The sequence below is a fragment of the Segatella copri genome (assembly GCF_949820605.1).
Classification (GTDB): Bacteria; Bacteroidota; Bacteroidia; order Bacteroidales; family Bacteroidaceae; genus Prevotella.
This window is the reverse complement of the sequence record NZ_CATKVU010000006.1, coordinates 1,806,665-1,827,809: the sequence shown is the minus strand read 5'-3', so window position 1 is coordinate 1,827,809 and position 21,145 is coordinate 1,806,665. Positions and strand designations below refer to the sequence as shown.

The following is a 21,145-nucleotide window of genomic DNA, read 5'->3' as shown; positions in this document are numbered from 1 at the left end:
GGAGGAAGAATATGGCAAATTATATCAGATTTGACTGGGCGATGAAGCGCCTGCTTCGCAACAAGGCAAACTATGCCGTGCTGGAAGGCTTTATGTGTTCGCTGCTGAACGAGAAATTCAAGATCAACCGATTCCTGGATAGTGAGAGCAATCAGCAGACCGAGAATGATAAATTCAACAGAGTGGATATCCTGGCAGAAAATGAGAAGGGAGAATTCATCATCTTCGAAATACAGAATACCCGTGAACATACCTATTTCCACCGTATGCTCTATGGAGTTTCCAAGGTCATCACAGACAATATCAGTCTGGGCGATGATTACGACAAAGTGCGCAAGGTATATTCTATCAATATCGTGTATTTCACATTGGGACAGGCTAAGGATTATGTATATCATGGCAAGACGATGTTCCAGGGACTGCATCAGCCGAATGATATCCTGAAACTCTCCAACCGACAGAGTGAACTCTTCTTCGGTGATGAAATCCCTCAGGGGCGCAAGACTAATCGCGAAGCCGGAGACATATTCCCGGAGTATTATCTGCTCTGCGTGAACAACTTTGACAAGCTGGCGGTGAACAATCTGGATGAATGGATCGAGTTTCTCAAGACCGGCGAGATCAGCGAGGCAGCCCAGGCCCCAGGTTTGGCAGATGCCCGCAAATGCCTGGATATAGATAAGTTGACCGTAGCGGAAAAGAATGATTATGTCCGTCACATGGAGAATCTGCGCTATCAGCGCAGCGTTATCAAGACGGGGTATGATGATGGCTGGCAGAAAGGTCTTGCCGATGGTCGAGAAGAAGGACGAGAAGAAGGTCGTGCTGAAGGACGAGCTGAAGGACGTGCTGAAGGACGAGCTGAAGGACGAGCTGAAGGACGAGAAGAAGGACGAGAAGAAGGTCGTGCCGAAGGAGCCCAAGATGAGAAGAAGGCCACAGCCCGTCGTCTTCTTGCAATGGGCTTGTCTGCCGAGCAAGTGGCAGCAGCAACCCAGTTGTCATTAGATGAAATCAAGAAATTATAGCTGCTTTTTGCAATAGATAAAGGGAGATTTCGCCAAGAAATCTCCCTTTATTGTTGTATGCTCGGCATGGACGTTGTCTAACGGCTGCAAATTCTCCCTTAACTTAGTAGCTGCTGTTCCAGCAGCTGACTGCGAGGGAAGATGATCTCATTCTCTATATAGACATGCTCGTTCAGATCTTCTGCGAAATTCTTCAGCAGACTCAGTAGCAACTTATAATCTCCGCTGGCATCAGCTGCCGGGGTGTAGTTGTTTGTGAGCTTTCTGAGGCGCTGCTGGCGCTTGGTCTCATTATCATGTTCCAGTATCATCACGTGAATAGGCATGGCTACAGAGCCGCAATGTATCGGCGCTGCAGGTTGACCCGTAAGCTGCGATTCCATCAGTTGATAGGTGAACGGAAAGAGAACCTGCTCTTCCTTCTGCAGATGGTTCTCCAGGTCAAGCATGCACTCGCTGAAGAGACTCTCTATTTCTGCCATTAACTGATTCTCACCCATCATCGAGTGGATGAGACTGAGGATTTCCGGACCCTTCTCACGGATTCCACGGTGATGAATCTTGAGGGCATAATCGATCAGCAGATCGGTTGGCCACTCCTCGAATTGATATTTTGATGCTCTCATATCCTATTGTAATATAAAATTATTAAATTCCTTTTATCCTATATATTTTTTGATGTCCTCTTCTACCGTTCCGTTTCCGGCAATGCCAAAGGTATCTACCAGAACCTTCAGTACGGCTGGTGAACAGAAGGCTGGGAGCGTAGGACCCAGATGGATGTTCTTTACGCCCAGATGCAGCAGGGCAAGAAGTACGATGACTGCCTTCTGCTCGTACCAGGCAATATTGAAGAAGATAGGAAGGTCATTGATGTCGCTGGCTCCAAAGATCTCCTTCAGCTTCAATGCCACAACCGCCCAGGAATAGGAGTCGTTGCACTGACCGGCATCCAGCACACGGGGAATGCCGTTAATGTCACCCAGATTGAGCTTGTTGTACTTGAACTTGGCACAGCCGCTGGTGAGTATCACTACATCCTGAGGCAGCGCCTTGGCAAACTCCTCGTAGTAGTTGCGGCTCTTCATTCTGCCATCGCAGCCACTCATCACCACAAACTTGCGGATGGCTCCGCTCTTCACAGCCTCTACTATCTTGTCTGCCAGGGCAAAGACCTGGGCATGCGCAAAACCGCCGATGATCTCGCCTGTCTCTATCTCCCTAGGTGGCTGGCAGGTCTTGGCAAGCGCAATCACCTCGGAGAAGTCCTTGTGGCCGTCGGCACCCGCCTGGATATGCTTCCAGCCAGGGAAACCGGTAGAGTTGGTGGTGAAGACGCGGTTCCTGTAGCCTGCCGATGGCGATGGCGGCACGATGCAGTTGGTGGTGAAGACTACAGGACCGTTGAAGCTCTCGAATTCCTCCTTCTGTTTCCACCACGCATTGCCGTAGTTGCCCACCAGATGCTTGTACTTCTTGAGCTGCGGATAGTAGTGGGCAGGAAGCATCTCGCCATGGGTATAGACGTCGATGCCCGTGCCTTCGGTCTGGATGAGGAGATCTTCGATATCCTTCAGGTCGTGACCGGAGATGAGGATGCCCGGATTGCTGCCTGTGCCGATGTTCACCCGGGTGAGTTCCGGATTACCGTATGCCTGGGTGTTGGCCTTGTCGAGGAGTGCCATCACATCCACGCCGTACTTTCCAGTTTCGAGCACCACGCCCAGCAGCGTGTTCATATCAGCATCAGGGTTGCTGATGGTGGCGAGAGCACGGCAGATGAAGCTGATAATCTCGCTGTTCTCTTCTCCCAGATGGGCTGCGTGCTCGTAGTATGCTGCCATACCCTTCAGACCGAGCATGGTGAGTTCCTTGAGCGAGCGGATATCTGCATTCTCGTGGCGGAGCACGGATTCACGGGCGCCCTCTGCCTCATAGTCTGTCTTCTCGCCACCCCAGGTTACCTCCTGATAGGCAGGGAGGTGGATATTCATGCTTGCTGCCTTTTGCAGCAGCTGTTTCTTCAGTACGATGCCCTTATCTACCTTTTGCAGGATATCCTGGTCGTTGAAGTTGGCGTTGGTAATGGTGGTGAAGAGTGCATCCGTGAGGAAACGAGTTACCTCTGGTGTCGGCTCTTCGCCTATGCTATGCTGTATGGTTCCTATGCCACGAACCACGCTGAGCAGCAGATCCTGCCACTTGGAAGTTGTAGCCTCCTTACCGCAAACACCCTTGATGGTACAGCCTGTACCCTTAGCTGTTTCCTGACACTGGAAACAGAACATCTTGTTTTCTGCCATATTGCTATCAATTAATGAGTTATTTTAATGTTTTCTTCCAGGCGGCAATCTGCCATTCCTGGTTTCCGGCTGCAAAATTACGGCTTTAAAAATAATCCTACGGTAACAATTGTGACCGTAGGATATTAAAAAAACATAAAAAGAGTGTGGGGGAATGGATTTCTCCCTTCTTGAAGAGCATGATGATTAGATTGATGTCAACACCATCATATATTTATCCTTAAGGGAAAATAAATTTTGCCTTAAGACTAAATATATTCTGTCTTCTGATGGGTTATGCATACGAGTGCATGCCCGTGAGGAAATAGTTCACACCGAAGTAGGTCATGGCGATACTCAGGAAGGCAAGGGTGATGTAGATGTGATACACCAGCGGCTTGCGGAAGACCGGCAGACTCTGCGTATGCACTACTACTGCATAAATCATAAAGGTGATGAGCGCCCACGTCTCCTTGCTATCCCAACTCCAGTAATTACCCCAGCTCACGTTAGCCCAGATGGCTCCGATGAAGATGCCGAACCCCATCGTGGTGAGGGCAGGGTAGAGGAAGAGACGGCTTAAATCCCGCAGTTCGTCGCCATGAGAGCGCATGCAGATGCCCATGATGCCGCAGATGAAAGTCAAGGATAGCAGTGCATAGCTCATCATAATGATGCTGACATGGATGCTGAGTAACGGACTGTTCAATACCGGCATCATCTGTCCGATAGCTGGATCCATCTGGTTGATATGGCTTACCAGAAGGAAGAATCCTGAAATCAGGAAGCCGAATACCATGACGATGCGGATGCGCAACTGCATCAGAATACTGATAAGCATCACGAACCAGGCTACAGTCAGCATACTTTCATATCCGTTAGACATAGGTATGTTGCCGCTGATAATCCATCTCAATGCCAATCCGAAGGTTAAGGCAAGGAAGGATACGCCAAGCAGGATAGGCAAAGCGATGTTCAATGCCTTGATTTCTCTCTTCTTCGTCATGCGATAGATGGTGTAGAAGAGGGCAATGAAGCCCAGTGTGAGGTTTGCCATGAAGAGAATGGTTGCAAAAGGAAAGGCATTATTGATGCGTTCTGCCTTATACTGTGTAGCTGTTGGCAGCGAATTACCGCTACTAACCTCCTGATATTTCTTCATCTTGACGAAGAACTCGTTTACACGGCTTGTATTGCCTGCCTTTACATCACCATTCAGCAGAGAGAATACATTCCTGATATAGAGCGCATGCTGGTGCTCCACGGCCTGTGGCAACTTATCTACAGGTGAAAACCACGTGGTAGTGCCAGCCTTGATGAATGAATGATCCTTGGTAGCCTTCACATTCCTGGTGAAGGTGTAAGGAAGAACTTTCAATGAGATACCTTCTCGCAACTCCATGATGATTTGTATCTTGCCATCGATATCAGCGGCTTGCTGATGGAACTTGTCCTGCTGACCATTGTAGTATTCCTGAACATACTGTCCGATGGTATAGCCACCCATCTCACGATTGAAGAAAGTATTGAGCGAAGCATAGTCAGGCAGATTCATCGCAGTTTTCATTTCTCCGCTCTTGATCTTGATGAAAGGCTCGTTTGCCCAAGTATTTCCATAGAATACCCAACCAGAGAGCACCTGTTCTGCAGTCAATCCCTGATAGCTCCTGGCTCCATATATCTTCTTGCAGAAATCGAGGGCAAAGGTCTGTACCGGACAGATGCGGTCGTTGTAGAGAATATGAAGCTCGCCAAACTTCTCTGCAGTTTCCTTTGTCAATACAGCATTTTGGAGATTGCCTGTTGCAGGTTCTGCATGCAGTGTCTGTATATTGCCCATGCTGAGGATGAGGGCTGTTATCAAGGCTCCCTTCTTGAGCAAAGGACTCTTCAGTAGTTTGCGATAACCACCCTTAGGGTCGAAGAGCATCCATACGAGGGAGATGAAGAGCAGTGCATAGCCAGTATAGGTGACTGGTATGCCGTATGGATCGGCATTGATAGCGAGCACGCTTCCCTTGCCGTCTTCATCGTAAGATGACTGATAAAGACGGTAAGACCGGTGGGAATAGATGTTGTTCATCGAAACTTCGCCTTCGCTCTTATCATCTCCGTCTATTACGGTGAATTTTGAAGAATAGTCAGCCACGGCGTTGGTACCATCGTGCATTTTCGCTTCAAACTTCTTCAGGCAGAGCGAGAAAGGCAGTTTCTCTTCCTTCATGCCCTGCTCTTCATCTTGAGCCATATAAGTATCTGTAGGCTGACCGATGCGCAGATGAATCATGCCCCGTTTAGCCGATATATGTGTGAGCAATGCCCCGGCAAGGATGATGATGAAGGAGAGATGGAGTGCCAATGTAGAAGCGCACTTCACTTTTCTTTTGATGATGTAGAAAGCACCGAGGGCAGCAAGTACTGCCCAGATAAGAATGAACCACCATGCCCCATAGTAGTGGGCATGGGCATAATCCGTGCCCTGGCTTTTCTCCACGATGGTGGCGGCTGCCATGCATACGAGCACAAGGATGTAAAGAATGAATATAATCTTTTTAACCATACTTAGTTGGAATCTTGATAGAATTTCCGTTGCAAAAATACGATATTATTCGGAAACGAGCAAGAGATAATCCGTATATTTGTAGATTCTTATAAAAAAAGCTGCCAAATGCTTTTGATAGCCTGGCAGCTTTTCTTATTTTTGTTTCTTCATATAAAGACTTAGATAGCATTGATGAATGCTACTACAGCATCACGCTCTTCCTTGGTTGCATTGTAGAAGTTGAGTGCTGGTTTGTATGCATCGCTGCGCTTATCATAGCAGTGCCACATGATAGCCTCTACTACGTTGCGGGCACGGCAGTCGTGCAAACGGTCGCTTCGACCAGTCAGCATGCTTGACAAACCACGTCCCCAGAGTGGAGTAGTGCGGCACCATCCTGTGCGGATGTCGTTAGCCATGTACAGACGGTGCTGTACCAAGTCGGTGTATGGATAAATAGTCTGGTTTGGATACTTTGGCAACATGGTGTTAGGATCCTGACCTATGCTCTTGGCGTAAGCCTTGATAGCATTATCTACCCAATAGTTGTCAGCACCTGTTTTCCATGATGGCTTGTGGCAATGAGTGCATCCCCACTGAGTGAAGAGCTTCTTACCTTCCTGAACCTGTGCGTTGTCGAGGTTACGGGCAGCAGGAACAGCTAGACCACGGTGCCATACCATGAAGTCATAGTAATCCTTGTTGTTCATCTCTTCCTCGCCATTGTAAGGAGCTCCCTTGAGGAGGTACTTCTCAAAGGCATTTTCTTTGCCATCTTTAGGTCCTTTGTTACAGCTCAGAATCTCGTTTACTCTCTCCTTGATACCTTCGTCAGTTCCATCTGCATAGTATGGGTGGAGTACAGAAGACTCGTCAGCACCATGCTTCTTGATATAACTGATTACTTCTGGGTCTTCGCTCTGATACTTTGCCCAGGCTGGAGTGGTATAGAGGTAATGACGATCGGAACGTGTTACGTTGGTAATGTTCCAGATGGCGTTAGCACCTGGACCATCCTGCAGGGAGGCACGGGTCATGGCATAGGTAAACTTCTTCACCTTCTTGGTTCCATCTGCCAACGTGTACCAGGCACTTGAAGCCCAATCGTTAGCAGTCTTGTCCCACATGGCAGGGTTCAGCTTTACCCCGTATTTCGCCTCATCCTGATAAACCTTCTTCATATCATCCTGGTCGATGGCATCAAGCAAGCCTGTACCATAGATACCGATGGTTGATTCCAAACGTACTTCATAGTTGTTTGGCTTAGGATTGGTATTGAATGCAGACTGAGGGATGGTAACCTCTGGATACTGCAAAGCAAAAGCCTCGCCATCCTTAGGGAACTTCATAGCCAAACCGCTAGGCATGGTTGTAACCTCATTCCACTGGATGTTAATCTGCTTCTCGTCGATAGGAGCAGAGAATGGAGTCATTGCCTTGGTCTGTGGCATACCTGTAACCTCAGATATGTAGCTGTTTGCTGCGTAAGGCTTTCCGTCAGCGGTAGTACCTGCTGTAGGGTGATAAACTACGAGCAGATAGCCGTTACCAAACTGGTCTGCCTGATACTGGTTCTGGAATTTACCATGACCATAGTTAGGATGGCAGTGGATACAACTGCTGCGAACCCATGCTGGGCCAAGACCCTTACGTGGAGCCTCTGTGATAGTGTAAAGGTGCTCGAAGAAATCCTCACCTTTGTTGAAACTGTTTGACAATCCCTGGTTGGTGGTAGCTGGAGTTTCTGCCGAATAGCTCATGCCTTCGTCTGTACCAAGTTCACCACCTGGATACCATTCTGAGGCCTCAAAAACATCGTTTGCCTTACCAAACTGAGAGTCACCATTTAACTTGTCATTGTTTACAACACTGTTATCGTCAGAGCAGGATGCCAATGGCAATACGAGCAAGCCGAGCAATAACATTTTGCTAATTCTTTGATAAACCATAATGTTATTCTGTTTTATAATGTTTTATATTCTTGTTTTACGCAGAATAGCATCTCACCAAAAAGCGTATGGTGAGATGCTTCCTGTATGTTTGTTTACCCAAGATTATTTTGGGTTTACTTCGTCAAATTTCTTGCCCCAAACGGTACTTACATACTTAACGAATGGGTAAGGCATACCACCAATCTTGCTGATAGCATTAGCGATAGCTGTCTCTACACGCTGACCTTCTGCAGATGCATTATCCTTGAAGAACTGATGGAAGCTATACTTAGCATTAGAGCTTGTACCATTAGTTCCACCATACCACAAGTTCTCGATAGAACGGATGTTGTTCTGGAAGTCGGTGATAGAGTTGTAGCTATATGGAGACTCTACGTAGCTGATATCACCATTCTGGAATGGGTTGGCAATCTTGGTTGTACCTACCTCGTTAGAGATAGCAAAGCAAGAACCTTCCTCCATAGAGAGAAGCTGCTGGACGGCTGCCTTCAAAGAAGTGTACTTACTGATAGATTTGTTGCCTGCATACTTCATGTTGGCAGCGTATGACTGACCTTTGTCTGTCTGGTACTCAAGACCTGCTGCCTTCACTGCTGCGAGGCGGGTAGCGTTAGGATTCTCAGACCATGCAACCTCCAACTCATATACGCGGTTTACTAAGTCCTCGATCACTGCCTCGGCATACTTCAATTCCTCAGAACCCTTTACGTCTGTGAAGCCTTTGTAGGTATCGTTACCCTTGAACTCAGCAACCTTACGTGGCTGTCCATCACGGAAGAGGATGAACTCAAGTGCGTGGAAACCAAGGATAGAAGCATCCTCAATCGCAGCATCACTAAACTTACCTGTAGCAAAGTAGCTGTGGAGGAGTGTACGGTTCAATGGCCATGAGTCGATGTGTGGGTCAATATCAAAGTCTGATGCTGCACCACCGAGGAAAGCCTCGCTCTTCTCCCACAATGCACGTGCGTCCTTGAAAGCTGCGCAGGCATTGTTGATGTTCTCCTGAGTCAGGTTGTTGGTATCTACACTCTTAGGAAGAGCTGTGTGCAACTTCTCTACTGCATCAGCCAATGACTTGTAGGTTGGCTGGATGGTATTGTCTACAGCGTTAGCACATACATTCTTCAGGTATGTTTCCTGATCTGCGCTCAAATGTGCGTCGTTTACTTTGCTGTAAGCTGCACGGAGCGCATTGCAAAGTTCATCGCAGGCATCCATAGCATCCTGGCCATATGCCTTGTTTGTAAAGTCGTTGTTCGCTACAGGATCATCATCGCTGCTGCATGATGTGAAACCTAATGGCAACATGAAGGCTGCCATGAGCATTACTGCACTTTTAAAAACCTTTTTCATTTTTAATATAAGTATTTTGTTATTTATATGTTTGTTTCAATCACTTTATATTAAGTTCTTCTGTGAGAATCTTTAGAGAAACCATCCTTCATAAGCCACACCGATGTTGATGGCTGGCTCATTGTTGTACTGGCTCTTCAGGAAGCGATGTGAATATTCTGCCTTTACTACAATCTGTTTCACAGGATAGTAATTGATACCAAATGCCATGCGCTGTACGTTGGTGTAATCGTATGAAGTATTCTTGGTCTTGGAAGCGTATGGATTATAGTGCTCATAACGGCCAAAGAGATACAATTTCTGGTTGTCCTGACGGAGTTTCTCAATTTGTGAGAAGATATTATATCCTGCCTCGATTCCGTATGCAAAAGCATTCTTGCTGACAAATGCAGAGTGATGGAATGGAGAGAGACCATTCAGACGGTTGGTGAAGTACTTCAGCTGTTTTGCATCACTCAGGTAACCATAGTCTGCCTGACCGCGTACAATCCAGTTATAATTATTGTATGTGAAGTCGATGGCTCCGATAGCTACCACACCTTTGTACTTAGATTCTGCTCCATCCTTGTTGTTTGGATAAGAGTTGCCGATGGCATGACCATAGTATCCGCTTAGACCGATGCGTAAGCCCTTTATGCAGTAGTTGTCGATACGGAGGGCTGTACCATATTTTGTTGCAATTTCACCTTCGGTAGGAGTGCCTGGTCCCTTTTTGATCCAACCTGTATTGGTAAAGTTGTCTGAGTTCAGGCCTGCCAGGAATTGCAATTCATATCTCCAACCCTTGGTACGTCCCCAAAAACTGACACCTGTCTGATGCCAGGTGCTTGGAAGAATCGTATTCTCACCTTCAGGACGATAAACAGTGAAGAAATTCAATGGCTCATGGTAAGCGTTGTTCAAACCTACAGGCACTACAATGTGACCAGCCTTGATGTTTGCCCAATGACCGAATGACTTCTGAATCCAGAACTGTTCGAGTTCGACTTCACCGCCTTTTTCAACTTCCTGTTCCCATTCGCCACCTTCTTCGTCTTCTTTCTCATAGGCCATTCCTACGCCACCATGCTCAAACTCAATCTCGGTACCCATAGTCCAACCCTTTCCGAAGTCGTAACCCAGGTAAATTACTGCATGAGGAATGTCGAAACGACCATGGCTAGGGTCATTCTTGTGCTCGTCAGCCAAACTGTAACGGCTTACGTGGTCGCTATAGAAGTTGCGACTCATGGCAACCTCGCCATAACCACCCACGCTGAGGCGCTTGCCATTCACGTGCTGCATCACGCTGTCAGCAGCCACAGTTTGTGCACTTGCCGTTGCCAAACCGGCAACGAGGGCAGCTGACATCAATCCAATTCTTAAACTGTTCATCTTTAATATTTTGAAATTATTGTTATCGTACTATCCTTAGTATAATAAAGAAAAGAGCGCAGATGTCTGTTTGCGGTCTCGACACTTTAGAGGCCTAGTATCTCCTTAAAGCCATGAGGCATGATAAGGAATTACGCAGCTCTGCCGCTCGGGAATGGCAATCATCACCGCGCTCTTTCTCGATTTCGGGTGCAAAGGTACGGAGTTTTAAAATATCTTGCAATACCTAAAAATCGGTAAACTACGGCATCCCCATTTTTAGGTATTGTGAGTTTCGAAACTTTTTTGTATATTTGCAGCCGAAATAGAAACATTATGAATGTTCTTGATACAAGGATGTTTTCATTTAAGATAAAGAAAGATGAAAAATCAGAAGATGTATGAAGCTGATGACAAGATGATCAGCATCATTAGAGACAATTATAACATTTTACAGAGCCTCGGCAGCTTCGGCATAAACCTGGGCTTTGGCGACAAGACTGTGTGTGAGGTTTGCGACGAGCAGAAGGTGGATACTTATACTTTCCTGTCCGTGGTAAACTTGACGATTAATGGTTACAAGGAGTATGACAATGCTGACCGCCTGTCGCTGCCGACCCTATTGCACTATCTCAAGGCTTCGCATGCCTATTACATAGATTTCCAGTTGCCGTTTATCCGTAAGGAACTGGTTGAAGCGCTGGATGAAAAGGATAATCTGGCTCGTCTTATCCTCAAACTTTATGATGATTATGCCCATAGTATAACCAATCATATGCGGTATGAAGAAAAGATGGTATTCCCTTATGTTCAGGCACTTATAGATGGTAATGCCAATGCTAGCTTTGATATAGAAACCTTCTCGAAGCACCATGCTCAGGTAGATCTGAAGTTAAAGGAACTCAAGAGTATCATTATCAAGTATTTACCTTCTGATGGCTTGCATAACAATCAGCTCAGCGCCACTCTTTATGATATATATAATAATGAGGAATGGCTGAAACATCATTCTGAGGTTGAGGAAGAAATCTTTATTCCTGCAGTAAGAAATGCAGAGCGTAAACTGAAACAGAACGATGTGAGTGCCAAGATTTCGAGCATGATTAATCAGACTCCTATGAGCGATGAACAGTTGAGCGACCGTGAGAAAGATGTGATTGTTGCTTTGGTTCAGGGAATGACCAATAAGGAGATTGCTGACCACCTGTTTATCTCTATCAATACGGTCATTACGCATCGCAGAAACATAGCCCGAAAGCTTCAGATTCACTCTCCTGCAGGTCTTACAATTTATGCCATCGTGAACAATTTGGTTGATATTTCTTCTGTAAAGCTGTAGTTTATCTGTGGAATATCAGTTTAAATAATGTTATTTTTTCTAAAATGATAGCGCCTTCCTCTCACATGAGGGGAAGGCGCTATCATTATATTTAGGTATGTGATGATTCTGCATCACTATTTATGGTGAAGGCTAGATCATATTGATGTCAACAAAACCATGCATCACAGCATAAATGGTGAGTGAAGACACACTTTTTAATCCCAGTTTTTCCTGTATATTCTTGCGATGGGTAATTACGGTAGTAAGTCCGATACAGAGTTGGTCGGCTATCTCTTTGTTGATTTTCCCTTGTGCTACCATAGATAATACCTCTATTTCTCTATCCGACAGAACTTTTTCCTGAGTGACAGGAGGCATGGCAGGGATATGTTCGCCATGAGGATGACCGGAATGCTGCAGGTTGAGAAGCTCTTTTATCAGGTATCCTTCTGGTACATTGACGCAGAGACAATGAAATTCGGCAAGTTGCGAATTGGGATCGTTGCTGGGTGTCAGAACGATGACGTGGCGGTTCCTGTTGCCCTGTGTGAAGAAGTAACGGTGTTCCAATACAATGTGCATAGATACAAAGCTATGAACAAAGTGGTCTGGATTGTTTGCCTCGTACTGACGGAACGAACCGAAGGTCGAGATTTTCATCATGGGCATCACCGACTCAAGCAGTTGTCTGAGTCCCATTGCGGCGAGTGTATTGCTCTCTACTATTGCCATTTCCGGCATCTGTTTGCCAGTCATGGCTTTCATCATTTCTTCATTCATCTCTGTTTATTTTACTTCTGCTAGTGAAAGTTGGGTTATACTTATATCTTGTTTTATAAGAATGGAGTGAGTACCTTTGCCGCAAACCATCCTTTGAATCTTTGCCAGCCCGTACGCCACTCTCTCCAGTTCTTCTCATTGAGTAAGAAACTGTCTTTCTTTTCCCTATCAAAGAGCTGTACCAGTTGTTGTGTAGTACAGGAATCCACAATCACTGCATTCTCTTCATAGTCCCAGCGCAGGCTTCGGGCATTGAGATTGGCACTGCCAACGGTACAGAACTTGCCGTCTATCATGATAATCTTGGTATGGTGGAAACCCGGCGTATACATCCAAACATTGCATCCTGCCTTCATCAGTTTGTGCGCATTATAGAAACCGCAGTCAGGAGTCAGAGGAATGTCGCTCTTGGTTGAGAGCATGATTTCTACCTTTACTCCTCTTTTCACAGCATTCTTCAATGCCTTTTTGAGTTTATGACTCAAGGTAAAGTAGGGGCTGATAATCTTGATGCTGTCCTGTGCATCATTGATGGCATTCACATAAAAATATCGGATGATATCCTTTGTAATATGCGGTTCGCGGTTGATGATGCCGACCATCTTTCTGTAGGCAGTTGCTGTTGTGTCTGGCTTGAGATTCTCTACCAGATAGTCTTCTTTTTCCTTGCGGTAGTACTCTTCGCCAGCAACATGCTGTCCGCTCACCTTGTTCCACATCTTGAGGAATATCTTCTGCAGGGTATTTACCTCACTGCCATCGATGCGGCAGTGCATATCGTGCCATTCTCCAACAACCTTCGTACCTTTTATATAGTAATCGGCTACGTTCATACCGCCCGTATAGGCTATCTGCCCGTCGATGACAACGATTTTACGGTGATCACGGTTGAAGATTGCATGTACCCATGGAAACTTCAGGGGCTTATATTCATAAATCTCTATGCCGTTGGCACGGATTTTCTTGAGATGTTTCTTTCGCAGAGGCTTATTGTTGGAAGAGTTTCCGAAACCATCATATAAGGCTCTCACCTTTACACCCTCCTTTGCCTTCTGTGCAAGAATATCAAAGAGAAGGGAGGCAATGCTGTCGTTGCGAAAGTTGAAGTATTCCAGGTGTACACTATGTTTAGCCTGTCGGATTGCCTGGAACATATCATCAAACTTTTCCTGACCGTTCATCAGTAGGGTTACTGAATTATCGTGAGAAAAACTCACCCCTTTCCCACGAAGCTGATTTACGATCAGTGAATCGCTGGTCTGTGCGCTACACAGCGAACAAGACAGCCATAATGTCGCTATTAATAAAAAAAATCTCATCTTATCTATAACCGTGTTATCTATAAATCCGTGTAATCCGTGCCTAAAAAATTATACCATGCAGGCATAGTGATCTACGATGCCCTTCAGATGGTTATCCTTGTCTACAACCAGTACCGTATGCACCTTATACTTGTGCATGATGCGCTGAATCTCCGAAATCTTCGTCTTCGGAGTCACCGTTTTCGGAGTGGTGGTCATGATGTCGCTTACAGTCTTGTTGAAGAATTCTGCCTGCCATTTCTCCATGGCGCGTCGGATATCACCATCAGTAATAAGTCCGATAACGTGGTTGTCTTCATCTAATGAGATACCCAATCCCAGTTTGCCCTTGCTTACGTGGATGATAGCCTCGCCCAGATGCATTTCCTTAGGAATGATAGGCATATCATCGGTGCGCATCACATCTTCTGCTGTGGTCAGCAGTCGTTTGCCTAATTCTCCACCAGGATGGAACTGTGCAAAGTCACGAGGCTTGAAGTGGCGTACCTGCATCAGGGCGATAGCCAGTGCATCACCCATAGCCAATGCTGCAGTAGTACTGCTGGTAGGGGCGAGGTTCAGCGGGCAAGCCTCCTTCTTAACCTTTACGGTGATATGATGGTTGGAGTATTTTGCCAGCAGGGAATCTGGATTTCCGGTGATGGAAATGATAGGAACATTCATGTGGAGTACCATCGGGATGAAACGAAGCAGTTCATCGGTCTGACCGCTGTTACTCAGTGCCAGAACCACATCCTTGTCGGTCATTACACCTAAGTCGCCGTGATAGACATCCAGTGGATTGATATAGAAGGCTGGTGTGCCTGTAGAGGCAAGTGTAGCGGCAATCTTGGCACCTACGTGTCCACTCTTGCCCACACCTGTAACGATAATCTTGCCTTGGCAATGATACATCATGTCTACAGCTTTCTCAAAGTTGTCGTCCAGATAAGGTATCTGGTCGAGGATGGCTTGCGCCTCGTCTCTAAGAGCCTGTTCGCCATAACCGCGAACAATCTTATCATCTATATTGTTATTTTTATCGGTCATTTCTAAATCATTTGAATTGGCTTTCCCTTCGGACGCCGAACGTTGTTTCTTCGTTCTTCACTTACAGGAGTTCTTCTATAAGTGATTCCAACTTGTTTAATTCCAGCATATTGGCAGCATCGCTCTTGCCCTGGTCTGGGTCTGGATGTACTTCAAAGAAGTAGCCGGTAGCTCCGAAAGCTTTAGCCGCCTTTGCCATTGCTGGAACGAACTTACGGTCGCCTACCGTCTTGCCGTCACCTGCACTCGGTCGCTGAACGCTATGGGTACAGTCCATAATGACATTTTGCACAATCTCCTTCATGTCAGGGATGTTTCTGAAATCTACTACGAGATTGTTATAGCCGAAACAGTTGCCGCGTTCTGTGAGCCAAACTTCCTTGGCACCGCTCTCCAAAGCTTTTTCTACAGGATATTTCATATCTCTACCGCTCAGGAACTGTGCCTTCTTGATGTTGACAGTTTTACCAGTCTTGGCTGCAGAAACCAGAAGGTCGGTCTGTCGGCAGAGGAAGGCTGGAATCTGGAGAATATCACAAACTTCGCCTGCTGCTGAAGCCTGATAACTCTCATGAATATCTGTTGTAACCTGAAGGTTGTACTTCTCCCTGATATCTCCCAGCATCTGGAGTCCTTTCTCCAGTCCTGGACCACGGAAAGAGTGGATGCTGGTGCGGTTGGCTTTGTCGAATGAAGCCTTGAATATGATTTGGGTTCCTAACTTTTCGTTGATGCGGACGAGTTCCTGAGCTACTGTTTCCAATAGTTCCATTGACTCGATGACGCAAGGACCTGCTATGAATGTTGCCATATTTTTATAGTTTATAGTTTATAGTTTACAGTTAATAGGGAGTAAACCTGCTATTAACTGTAAACTATAAATTGTTAATTATTAACTTGTTTAATTGTAATTTCACGCTGTGGGAATGGAATCTCGATGTTGTGATCGTTGAGCGTATCGTAGATGCACTCCATGATGGTGGCATCGTCGATGGCTTGGGTAAGCACGTTGACCCATACAACAATCTTGAGGGTGATGCAGCTGTCATCGAAACTCTTCAGTAACACCTTCACCCCTTTGTCCTGATAGATACAGTCCAGTTTCATGAGGGCATCAATCAGAATCTGTTTCACTTCCTTCACATTACTGCCATAAGCAATACCTACCTCCAGAATATCCAGCTCATAACCATGATTCTTGGTCATGTTCTTGTAGTTCTTCGAGAAGAGTTGCGAGTTCTGGAAGGCTATGACCGAACCGTCGGTAGCCTCCAGCATCGTAGAGGTATAACTGATACTGCTCACCTTACCACGGGTGCCGTCACAGATGATATAATCACCCACCTTCACACGGCCCATCATCAGAGAGATGCCGTAGTAGATGTTCTCGAGAATATCCTTTGATGCAAAACCCAGACCGGTTGATAAGCCGGCAAAGATAGCAAGCAGCCATGATTTTCCTACCTGGAACACGTTCAGGGCTATCATCAGCCAGATACCCCAGATAATCACCTGCATCACGTTCTTGAACATCACAATCTTTGAAGCAGCCGACCTCGGGTCTGCCTTCTCAAAGTGATGACGCATGAAATCTACAGAAGTAATGTTGATGTAGTTGAACAGGAAGTACAGACAAGCTACCACTGAAATACTGAAAAGCGATGCAGTGAAGTTGCTGGTCTTGATGTAATCCTTGTTGAATATCTCCCATGTCGTATCACTCATGTTGAATACATCTGCAGCCCAATAGATAGAGATGATGAACGAGAGCACGCCTGAAATAGGGAGCAATACCTTATAGATAAAGCGATACAGCCATTTGTCGGTAATCGCCTTGTCTGCCAACTTCTTACGCTTGGCATATACGCTGAGCCATCCCTCGCAGCAGGTAATGGTAAGCACGCAGGTAAGCTGCATGGTCCACCAGATGATAAGCTGGACGGCAAGCAGTGTGAAACCTGTCCAGGCAAAAATGGTACTTACTCCGAATACGGCAAGCGATATGAATGCGTATGTCTTGTCGGTACGCAATACCTGATTGTGCTTTCTGCCAATCACATTCCACTGCCAGAGAGCGCAGAGCAGGAGGACTGGTGGAAAGATAAGGTTTACCAGGTCGTTTGGTATCAGGATGATACGGAACACGATAACGATGAAACCTACCAGCATCAATGGCGAATAGATACGGAAGGTATTCTTGATCTTATCGTTGTCTACACGTAGCAGGATAGATACCAGGATGACGCCAACCAGCCAGGAATATTCTACCAGCAGCTGGCTTGCCATAATCACGAAGTTCTGGGTAACCGCCATTCTTACGATACCCAGGATGAATGCGAAGGTTACTACCGTCATCGCCATGATAAGGCATGGTCGTTTTGCCATAAAACTTTCCTTTCTGTTCTCGAACATACCATGCTTCATGAGTTGGGTAATCACGATGCGGATGGTAAAGAGATTGAGGAAGATGGAGATGAGTCCCCAGAAGATGATGATACCGAAGAGGATGAAGATGATACGAACATCCCATTGCGACATCATGCCTGGTACGGGCTTGTATTTCTCGGTTACAGACGTCTTCGCCTCCTTATAGTTCATGCTGATATTGCGGAGTATACGCAGATAGTTGTCGCCTCCATTATTGAAGATGCTGTTCTGGATATCTTCATATCTGCGGTTGGCATAGTCGTTGAGTGCCTGTAGCTTACGGTCGGTTCTGTCGTAAGCCTGTACATAGGCTTGCAACTGTTTCTGTTTCTCTACCAGCTGGCGGCGGATATTGACAGCCAGAGTCAGGTCTACGTTTCGGTTCACCTGTGCTTCTTCGCTGAGAAACATGGTGTTCATGCCGTAGAGATAGTTGATGAGTGAATCGAAACGCGCCACCTCAACATTGTTCTTCTTGATCATCTGGCGGAAAGGAACAGCCTTCGACTTAAACTTCTTAAACTGCTCTGTAGCTTCATGACAGGCATACGTCATGTCGAAAATATACCCATTGCGCTGCGAATAGAGCATGATGGAGTTCTGGTCAGCCTGTTTCACAATACTGATGAGTTCCTGAATCACAGCCAACTGTTGAGCCTTGGCAGCTTGGTTCTGTTTCTCCAAGTCTATGTGATAGTTGGTCAATTCTGTACGCAGCATATAGAGTGTTGTGTCCAGGTTGGCTTCCTTGAGCACTGCGTTGCTTGGCAGTACGAATGCCACCATCAGCAGAATTATGATGTATAGTCTCTTCTTCATATTTGGTAAATTTGACTGCAAAGTTATTAATAATTCGTGAAAAAGCAAAGAGAAAATCGCCTTTTTTGATATATTAGCACCTTTACGTTCGATTTTTAGGGTTATCTTTTGCATTTTTCATATAAATTGATTACATTTGCAACGTCAAAGGATACGTTAATTAATCAGATAAGAATATGAAGATACTCATAGCAGATAGTGGCAGTACCAAGACCGATTGGGCTCTGGTTGATGAACAGGGTAACGTGATGGTTACCTGTAAGACGCAGGGCATCAGTCCGATTCATCAGAGTGATGCCGAGATATTGGATGTATTGTGTAAGGAACTTGTTCTGTCAGAGCAGCCTCAGGAGGTTTTCTTTTATGGCAGTGGAGTAACCGAGGCGATGAAGTCTCGCATGAAATCACTCTTGCAGCAGTCTTTTCCCGAAGCCAAGGTTGAGGCAGAAGGTGATATGCTGGGAGCAGCCCGTGCCCTCTTTGGCAAGAAACCGGGTATTGCCTGTATTTTGGGTACCGGTGCCAACAGTTGTCTTTACGATGGAGAGAAGATTGTGATGAACACGCCTCCGTTGGGATATATCCTGGGCGATGAGGGTAGTGGGGCAGTAATCGGAAAACTTTTCCTCAATGGTATCTTCAAGGGCACATTGCCTGTATCGCTAAAGAATAAATATCTTGCCTGGTCGGGTTTGGATTATCCTACTATTATTAATAAGGTGTACAGACAGCCGCTTGCCAATCGCTTTCTGGCTTCCATCTGTCCTTTTATCTCAGAACAGATAGCAGAAGGTGAGAAACATGAGAACGGGACTGATGAACTGAATGAAGCGATGGCTCTCTATCGTATGATATTGGAGAGTTTCAATCAGTTCTACGCAAAGAATCTCACACCTTATATTAAATATGTCAAGGCGAGCACCGAGGATATAAGCCAGTTGGAGCCAGGCATGAAGGCATGGCATTCATCCTTGGAAGAAGAAATCCCGATGCTTGGTTTTGTTGGAAGCATAGCTCATTACTTTGAATCACCTTTGAGAAATGTGATGGAGGATGAGTTTCATCTCAAGATTTCCCAGATATTGAAAGCTCCGATGCCGGGGTTGATAAAATATCATGTTAATTAAACTATTTTTGCAAGTCTGCTAGGCGTTATGGAGATACGCAAGTCCGCAGGTTCAAGGCGACATGCTGGCTCCTGATAGCAAGGAGTTTGCCGACCGGCTCCTGGCATACGAACAGGTGTTTATCGATGCCGTCCGTGCTACCGGTGGTAATCGAAACCTTAGAAAAAAGCAGAAAAAGCAATAATAAATAAGCATAGTTTAGATTTATATGTAGAAAGGGCAAAAAAGTATCATGCTTTTTTGCCCTTATTTAGTATCTTTCCTCTATAAAACGAAAATGATTTCCCTCGCACAAGGTAACTAAAACAAGAGAGTTTGCCTTTTCTTCGTAAATAAAGGCGCATGTCTCCCTTGCACTTGCTTATATAGCAAATGCGATTATCAGTATACTTTCCTCTTCGAGTTTTACTCATACTGACTTCCATAGCCTCCCATGACATTAAGTTAATTTGCAAACGAGGTCTAAACCCATCACAAAGATAATAGCTTTATCATGGAAGGTATATCATGGTCATCCGTTGTTGGCGGATTCTTCACGATCTGGTTTGAAGTCGACATAGTCTGTCTTGTCATGTAAGACATGCCATACGGCGACAAGTAACTTTCTCGCCACAGCAACAATCACCTTCATTTTGTTCTTTCTTCTCACAATTGTTTGGTGATACGAGAATCTACTGAAGAAACAGTCTTTCTGACGACTGGCAGCCCAGGCACATTGAATGATGGTGTTGCGGAGGTAGACATTGCCATGGGTAATTTTACGAGACTTGATTTTCTTGTTGGACTCGTCATTTCTTGGTCTCAGTCCACTCCAGGAAGCAAGGTGGTTTGCCGTTTCGAACTTACTCATATCCGTTCCGATCTCTGCGATCAATGATGTTGCGGCACGTTCCTTGATTCCGGGAATTTTCTGCAAGCGTTCGAGTTCCTCTGGAAAATGCTTCTCGCATATCTCCAACATTCTCTGCTGACATTCGTTTCTGTGGCTCTCGGCGATGCCAATCTCCTCATGGAGTTGGCGCAGTACATCTATTTCTGCCTGGGAGACAACGCCTGTCAATGAGGCTAATATCGTCTCCGCACCATGACGATTGATAATGCGACCATGAACAAGCTTCATCAGCTCGTTTGGATTTGTGACACCTTCCGAGAGCCTGCGCACGACATCGCGGTAACTCTTACACTCGATGTTGGATACATAATTGCTCAAGCGGATATTGCAACGTTGGAGTACGCCGTCCACCTTGGAAACCTTACGGACAATCTCCGCATTGAGGTCAAAGATTCGGCGATCGTACTGGCGAAGCTGTTGAATAATCTCTGGAGGAACGAAACTTCCCCTAACCAATTCCTTCAATGTACATTCTGCTATCCACTGGGCATCCTTGATATCACTCTTATGACCTGGAAGTTGCTTGATGAAATAAGGATTTACCAGACGCAGAGTAAAATGAGGAGAAAGCACACGCCATATTGGTATCCAATAGATACTGGTACTCTCCATACAAACCTCAAAAACATGATGCTTTTGGAGCAATTTCCGCATTTCTTCCAGCTGAAATGTTAAAACACCGAAAACTTGCTCAAATAATTCACCATCACTGTGCAAAATACAAAGAAAAATACTATCTTTGTGCACGTCAAGACCACATACTGCTTTCATAAGCCTACATTTTTGAAGTTAAAAAATCAGTTAACGAACACTGCTTCAAAGATAATAAATATTTTTGTGACTCAGAGCACGTTAGTAGGATTTTTTGCAGTTGTGGTCTTGATTTCTCGAAAAACAAGGCTAATTTCGCACAAT

Annotated in this window: 16 protein-coding genes; 4 read left to right on the top strand and 12 right to left on the bottom strand. The window is 45.6% G+C overall.

Annotated elements, in window-relative coordinates; translation table 11 throughout:
• Positions 1 to 11 precede the first annotated feature (11 nt).
• Positions 12 to 1,028 (top strand): PD-(D/E)XK nuclease family transposase, encoded by a 1,017-nt coding sequence (locus tag RCO84_RS08850; protein WP_317584781.1) that lies wholly within the window; start codon positions 12 to 14, stop codon positions 1,026 to 1,028.
• 98 nt (positions 1,029 to 1,126) lie between these two features.
• Here RCO84_RS08850 and RCO84_RS08845 read toward each other — a convergent pair whose 3' ends face one another.
• The 6 genes from RCO84_RS08845 to RCO84_RS08820 all read right to left on the bottom strand — a co-directional run bounded on the left by RCO84_RS08845 (position 1,127) and on the right by RCO84_RS08820 (position 10,534).
• Positions 1,127 to 1,654, bottom strand: a complete 528-nt coding sequence (locus tag RCO84_RS08845; RefSeq protein ID WP_089542967.1) for a hemerythrin domain-containing protein — start codon at positions 1,652 to 1,654, stop codon at positions 1,127 to 1,129.
• 33 nt (positions 1,655 to 1,687) lie between these two features.
• A complete protein-coding gene (gene hcp, locus RCO84_RS08840; RefSeq protein ID WP_317584780.1) occupies positions 1,688 to 3,331 on the bottom strand; it encodes a hydroxylamine reductase in 1,644 nt (547 codons plus the stop codon).
• 274 nt (positions 3,332 to 3,605) lie between these two features.
• Positions 3,606 to 5,870, bottom strand: a complete 2,265-nt coding sequence (gene ccsA, locus RCO84_RS08835; RefSeq protein ID WP_317584779.1) for a cytochrome c biogenesis protein CcsA — start codon at positions 5,868 to 5,870, stop codon at positions 3,606 to 3,608.
• Positions 5,871 to 6,031: 161 nt separating this feature from the next.
• The gene (locus RCO84_RS08830) at positions 6,032 to 7,801 is read right to left on the bottom strand and encodes a di-heme oxidoredictase family protein (RefSeq protein ID WP_317584778.1); all 1,770 of its coding nucleotides are present in this window, start codon (positions 7,799 to 7,801) and stop codon (positions 6,032 to 6,034) included.
• Between the two features lie 105 nt (positions 7,802 to 7,906).
• Positions 7,907 to 9,160 carry an imelysin family protein gene (locus tag RCO84_RS08825; protein WP_317584776.1) on the bottom strand — a complete coding sequence of 418 codons (1,254 nt, stop codon included), beginning with the start codon at positions 9,158 to 9,160 and terminating at the stop codon, positions 7,907 to 7,909.
• 72 nt (positions 9,161 to 9,232) lie between these two features.
• Positions 9,233 to 10,534 carry a hypothetical protein gene (locus RCO84_RS08820; RefSeq protein ID WP_293492051.1) on the bottom strand — a complete coding sequence of 434 codons (1,302 nt, stop codon included), beginning with the start codon at positions 10,532 to 10,534 and terminating at the stop codon, positions 9,233 to 9,235.
• A gap of 361 nt (positions 10,535 to 10,895) precedes the next feature.
• Between RCO84_RS08820 and RCO84_RS08815 the strand changes: the two genes are divergently transcribed.
• On the top strand, positions 10,896 to 11,852 hold the full coding sequence (locus tag RCO84_RS08815) for a LuxR C-terminal-related transcriptional regulator (protein ID WP_144153980.1): 957 nt from the start codon (positions 10,896 to 10,898) through the stop codon (positions 11,850 to 11,852).
• A gap of 132 nt (positions 11,853 to 11,984) precedes the next feature.
• Here the strand turns inward: RCO84_RS08815 and RCO84_RS08810 are convergent, their stop codons facing one another.
• The 5 genes from RCO84_RS08810 to RCO84_RS08790 all read right to left on the bottom strand — a co-directional run bounded on the left by RCO84_RS08810 (position 11,985) and on the right by RCO84_RS08790 (position 18,211).
• Complete coding sequence (locus tag RCO84_RS08810; protein ID WP_287870137.1) at positions 11,985 to 12,614, bottom strand: response regulator transcription factor; 630 nt, start codon at positions 12,612 to 12,614, stop codon at positions 11,985 to 11,987.
• Positions 12,615 to 12,667: 53 nt separating this feature from the next.
• Positions 12,668 to 13,933: a cardiolipin synthase gene (gene cls, locus RCO84_RS08805; RefSeq protein ID WP_317584775.1), complete on the bottom strand. Its 1,266-nt coding sequence runs from the start codon at positions 13,931 to 13,933 to the stop codon at positions 12,668 to 12,670.
• A 51-nt stretch (positions 13,934 to 13,984) separates the two neighbouring features.
• Positions 13,985 to 14,965, bottom strand: coding sequence for a KpsF/GutQ family sugar-phosphate isomerase (locus RCO84_RS08800; protein WP_144153974.1), 981 nt, complete (start codon positions 14,963 to 14,965; stop codon positions 13,985 to 13,987).
• Between the two features lie 61 nt (positions 14,966 to 15,026).
• The gene (kdsA, locus tag RCO84_RS08795; protein ID WP_287587535.1) at positions 15,027 to 15,776 is read right to left on the bottom strand and encodes a 3-deoxy-8-phosphooctulonate synthase; all 750 of its coding nucleotides are present in this window, start codon (positions 15,774 to 15,776) and stop codon (positions 15,027 to 15,029) included.
• 74 nt (positions 15,777 to 15,850) lie between these two features.
• The gene (locus RCO84_RS08790) at positions 15,851 to 18,211 is read right to left on the bottom strand and encodes a mechanosensitive ion channel family protein (protein WP_144153970.1); all 2,361 of its coding nucleotides are present in this window, start codon (positions 18,209 to 18,211) and stop codon (positions 15,851 to 15,853) included.
• A gap of 176 nt (positions 18,212 to 18,387) precedes the next feature.
• On the opposite strand from RCO84_RS08790, the gene RCO84_RS08785 reads away from it, so the two are divergent.
• Positions 18,388 to 19,338: an ATPase gene (locus RCO84_RS08785; protein WP_317584772.1), complete on the top strand. Its 951-nt coding sequence runs from the start codon at positions 18,388 to 18,390 to the stop codon at positions 19,336 to 19,338.
• 61 nt (positions 19,339 to 19,399) lie between these two features.
• Positions 19,400 to 19,522 (top strand): hypothetical protein, encoded by a 123-nt coding sequence (locus tag RCO84_RS08780; protein WP_317576452.1) that lies wholly within the window; start codon positions 19,400 to 19,402, stop codon positions 19,520 to 19,522.
• A gap of 327 nt (positions 19,523 to 19,849) precedes the next feature.
• On the opposite strand, the gene RCO84_RS08775 is transcribed toward RCO84_RS08780, so the two are convergent.
• Complete coding sequence (locus RCO84_RS08775) at positions 19,850 to 21,001, bottom strand: IS110 family transposase (protein WP_144155788.1); 1,152 nt, start codon at positions 20,999 to 21,001, stop codon at positions 19,850 to 19,852.
• Positions 21,002 to 21,145 lie beyond the last annotated feature (144 nt).